The organism is Aromatoleum toluolicum, assembly GCF_012911005.2.
GTDB classification, from domain to species: domain Bacteria; phylum Pseudomonadota; class Gammaproteobacteria; order Burkholderiales; family Rhodocyclaceae; genus Aromatoleum; species Aromatoleum toluolicum.
The window spans coordinates 1-4,210 of the sequence record NZ_WTVS01000148.1; the positions used below are offsets into that span (position 1 = coordinate 1).

5 protein-coding genes are annotated in these 4,210 nt (G+C 68.7%); 3 read left to right on the forward strand and 2 right to left on the reverse strand.

Features of this window, described 5'->3' with window-relative positions; genetic code table 11:
* From GPA27_RS27870 to GPA27_RS27880, 3 genes are all read left to right on the forward strand, one after another.
* On the forward strand, positions 1-354 hold a 354-nt coding region (locus GPA27_RS27870; RefSeq protein ID WP_169143660.1), incomplete at its 5' end, for a hypothetical protein.
* Positions 355-387: 33 nt separating this feature from the next.
* Positions 388-546: a hypothetical protein gene (locus GPA27_RS27875; RefSeq protein ID WP_169143661.1), complete on the forward strand. Its 159-nt coding sequence runs from the start codon at positions 388-390 to the stop codon at positions 544-546.
* A 10-nt stretch (positions 547-556) separates the two neighbouring features.
* Complete coding sequence (locus tag GPA27_RS27880) at positions 557-2,965, forward strand: heavy metal translocating P-type ATPase (RefSeq protein WP_169143663.1); 2,409 nt, start codon at positions 557-559, stop codon at positions 2,963-2,965.
* Positions 2,966-3,008: 43 nt separating this feature from the next.
* Here the strand turns inward: GPA27_RS27880 and GPA27_RS27885 are convergent, their stop codons facing one another.
* Both GPA27_RS27885 and GPA27_RS27890 read right to left on the reverse strand, forming a co-directional pair.
* Positions 3,009-3,254: a thioredoxin family protein gene (locus tag GPA27_RS27885; protein WP_169143662.1), complete on the reverse strand. Its 246-nt coding sequence runs from the start codon at positions 3,252-3,254 to the stop codon at positions 3,009-3,011.
* A gap of 2 nt (positions 3,255-3,256) precedes the next feature.
* Positions 3,257-4,210, reverse strand: a 954-nt coding sequence (locus GPA27_RS27890; protein WP_211165293.1) for a permease, incomplete at its 5' end; no start/stop codon positions are given.

The following is a 4,210-nucleotide window of genomic DNA, read 5'->3' on the forward strand; positions in this document are numbered from 1 at the left end:
ATGCGTGACAACACGGCCACGATGCAGTCCCAGCTCGACGCGCTGGCCGCGGCGAAAACACCCGAGGAGCGCGAGAAGTTGCTCATGCAGCACATGCAGACGATGCGCGAGAACATGATGCTGGGCCAGCAGATGGCCGCGGGCGATGCCCCTATGGGCTGCCACATGATGATGGGCGGCAAGGGAATGATGGGCGGCATGGGCATGATGGGTGGAATGATGGGCGGCGATCCTTCCGGCGCGTCGCCCGATGCCATGATGCAGCGCATGCACCAAATGGAACGGCGCATGGACATGATGCAGATGATGATGGAGCGCATGGCCGGCCCGGCGGGCAAGCGCCCCGCGAAGTGACACCTCGCCTGCACGCACACGGAGAGGCGCGCGATGCTCGATTCGCTGAAAACCCTGCTGCGGCGCCTGCGCGCATGGATGGCGGAGAACGAGCGCGCGCACCGCAACGCGAAGCCCGACGGCTGCTGCAGCTCGCCGTCGGCGATCTACGCAGCACGTCGACAGCGCGGCAAGGAAGGCGAACATGACTGAACCACGGCCCATGCACGCACACGTCCATCACGGCAGCGAGAATCACGACAAAGGACATCATGGGCATGAGGGACATGCCGGCCATCACGAGCATCAGCCTCCCTCGCCCGCCGCGCCGCAGGAGTCCGCCACCTTGAAAGACCCGGTGTGCGGCATGAGCGTGAAGCCCGATTCGCCCCACCACACCACCTTCGCCGGTCACGAATACCGCTTCTGCAGCGCCAAGTGCCTCGCCAGATTCAGCGCCGATCCGCAGCGCTATCTGGAACCCGAAGCGCAGGCCGCGCCCGCCGGCGAGGCACCGGCCGCAGCCGAATACACCTGCCCGATGCACCCCGAGATCCGCCAGCCCGGCCCCGGCACCTGTCCGAAATGCGGCATGGCGCTGGAACCGGTGCTGCCGGAACTGGAGGAGGGCGAGAATCCCGAGCTGGCCGATTTTCGCCGGCGCTTCTGGTGGCCGCTGCCAGCCACGTTCCTCGTCACCGTCATCGCGATGTCGGGCGGATTGTTCGATCCGCTGCTCGGCAGCGCGCGCGCATGGGTCGAGCTGCTGCTCGCGACGCCCGTCGTGCTGTGGGGCGGATGGCCGTTCTTCGTGCGCTGGGCGCAATCCATCGCCAACCGCAGCCCGAACATGTGGACGCTGATCGGCACCGGCGTAGGGGCCGCCTACGGCTACAGCGTCGTCGCGACCGTCGCGCCGGGCGTGTTTCCCGAATCCTTCCACATGGGCGGGCACGTCGCCGTGTACTTCGAGGCCGCCGCGGTGATCGTTTCGCTGACGCTGCTCGGACAGGTGCTGGAGCTGCGTGCGCGCTCGGAGACGGGCGCTGCGATCAGGGCGCTGCTCGGCCTCGCGCCCAAGACGGCGCGGCGCATCAACGCGGACGGCAGCGAGGAGGACATCCCCCTGACCCACGTGCATCCGGGCGACCGCCTGCGCGTGCGGCCCGGCGAGAAGGTGCCGGTGGACGGCGCCGTGCTCGAAGGCGCGAGCGCCGTGGACGAATCTATGCTAACGGGCGAGCCGATGCCAGTATCGAAGGCTGCCGGCGACAAGGTGATCGGCGCGACGCTCAACACCAGCGGCGCGCTGGTGATGCAGGCGGAGAAGATTGGCTCGCAGACCGTGCTCGCGCAGATCGTGCAGATGGTCGCGCAGGCGCAGCGCTCGCGCGCGCCGATGCAGCGCATGGCCGACCGCGTCGCGGGGTGGTTCGTCGTCGTGGTCGTCGCGATCGCGGCGCTGACCTTCCTCGGCTGGGGCCTCTTCGGCCCCTCCCCCTCATGGGCCTATGGCCTGATCAACGCCGTCGCGGTGCTGATCATCGCCTGTCCGTGCGCCCTCGGGCTCGCGACGCCGATGTCGGTGATGGTCGCAACCGGCAACGCCGCGACGCAGGGTGTGCTGTTCCGCGACGCCGCGGCGATCGAGAACTTGCGCCGCGTCGACACGCTGATCGTCGACAAGACCGGCACGCTCACCGAAGGGCACCCCGCATTCCACGCCACCATCGCCGCCCCCGGCTGGGAATCGGACGAGGTGTTGCGCCTCGCCGCGAGCCTCGATCAGGGCAGCGAGCACCCGCTCGCCCACGGGATCGTCGGCGAAGCGCGGACCCGCGGGCTGGCGCTGTCCAAACCTGAGAGTTTCGAGTCGTCGTCCGGCATCGGCGTGCGCGGCACGGTCGACGGACGCAAGGTGGTGCTCGGCAACACCGCGCTGATGGACGAGGAAGGCACCGACTGGCACGCGCTTGCGGGTCAGGCCGAAGCGCTGCGCCTCGAAGGCGCGAGCGTGATGATGCTCGCCGTCGACGGCGTCGCCGTGGGGCTGGTCGCCGTTGCCGACCCGGTCAAGGCCACAACCCCCGAGGCGCTCGCCGAACTGCGCGCGCACGGCATCGACCGCATCATCATGGCGACGGGCGACGGACTGACGACGGCGCGCGCCGTCGGCAAGCGCCTGGGGATCGAGGAGGTGCTCGGAGAGGTCAAGCCGAAGGACAAGGACGAACTGGTCGCGCGGCTGCAACGCGAAGGACGCGTCGTGGCGATGGCGGGCGACGGCATCAACGATGCGCCCGCGCTCGCCCGCGCGGACGTGGGCGTGGCGATGGGCACCGGCACCGACGTCGCGATGTCCAGCGCGCAGCTCACGCTCGTGAAGGGCGACCTGCGCGGCATCGCCGCCGCACGCCGCATCTCGGTCGAGACGGTGCGCAACATGCACCAGAACCTCGCCTTCGCCTTCGTCTACAACGCGCTGGGCGTACCGCTCGCGGCCGGCCTGCTGTATCCCTTCACCGGCCTGCTGCTCTCGCCGATGGTGGCCGCGCTGGCGATGAGCGCGAGCTCGGTGTCGGTGGTCACCAACGCGCTGCGGCTGCGCCGCGCGACACCCGCGGCCAACTGAACGCATCCGTGCCCGACCACGCGAGCGGAAGCGCAGCTCCCGTTCAGGACATCGCCGTTCGCACCCACTCCGCAACGGTCGCGGGTGTCGGGATGCGACCCGACGAAACGAGCTTCCCGTTGATCACGAGGCCGGGCGTCTTCAGCACGTCGTGGGCGATGATCTCGTTCATGTCCGTGACCTTCGTGATCTCCGCCTGCACGCCGAGCGACGCGACCGCCTCGCGGGCGACTTCCTCGAGCTTGCGGCAGTTGGCGCAACCGGGACCGAGAACCTTGATGCTCACCATGATCAGACTCCTTTCACGAGGGTGGATGCGGCGCGTCGGCTGGCGAAGGACAGCAGCACGGCCAGCACGCCGATGAAGGCGCCCAGCCACAGCGCGAGCCGCAGCAGCGATTTGCCATCGACCCACGCGCCGTAGGTGAAGCCGGCGATGGCACTGAACAAGGCCACCAGCCCGACGTAGGTCGCCGTCTTGCGCCGGCCGATGATTGCTGAAATGATCAGGATGCTCTGCAGCGAGAGCTCGGGGTCGGACATCAGGTAGGCGAGCAGCGGCCCGCGGTGCATGCCGAGATCGAGGAACATCTTCGCGATGGGCACTTCGACCAGGGTGGGGAAGTACATGAACACGCCGAAGGCGACGCCGGCGAGGTTGCCGACGACGGAGTTCGTGCCCGCGAGCATCTCGATCCATTCGGGGCGGATCAGCACGCGGATCATGCCGACGATGAACACGCCGATCACCAGCAGCGGGAAGATCTGCTTCACGAAGCGCCACGATTCCCACAGCCAGTCGCGGAGCTCGTCCGGCGAGAGGTGCGAGCGTGCGATCAGCCCGACTCCGGCGAGCGCGACCGCGACGCCGAAGAATTTGCCGGTCAGGCCGATCCGCAGTCCGTCCGGCCCCGCCTGCACCGACAGCGCGGCGACGAGCAGCGTAACGGCGATCGTCACGAGGCTCGTCCACGTCCATGCGTTCGCCCCGTCCTGGATGTTGTCGAGCCCGCGCCACGCGCTGAAGCCGATCACCGCGAGCAGGGCGATCAGCACCACACCCTGCAGCGACACCCCCTCCTCGCCTTTGGCCGCATCGAAGGGCACCAGCCGGTCGAGCACGCCCTGCCAGACCTGCGCGTCGGCGAGCGGCAGCTCGACATTCACGTAGGTGCCGGTCAGCACCCCGAGCTTCAGCGTGCCGGCGAGCAACAGCGCGACCCACACGAAGAGGAAGAACAGCGG

Bases quoted from the DNA above. Each gene is read 5' to 3' on its own strand.
- GPA27_RS27875 (WP_169143661.1), top strand. From the start codon at position 388: ATGCTCGATTCGCTGAAAACCCTGCTGCGGCGCCTGCGCGCATGGATG.
- GPA27_RS27880 (WP_169143663.1), top strand. From the start codon at position 557: ATGCACGCACACGTCCATCACGGCAGCGAGAATCACGACAAAGGACAT.
- GPA27_RS27885 (WP_169143662.1), bottom strand. From the start codon at position 3,254: ATGGTGAGCATCAAGGTTCTCGGTCCCGGTTGCGCCAACTGCCGCAAG.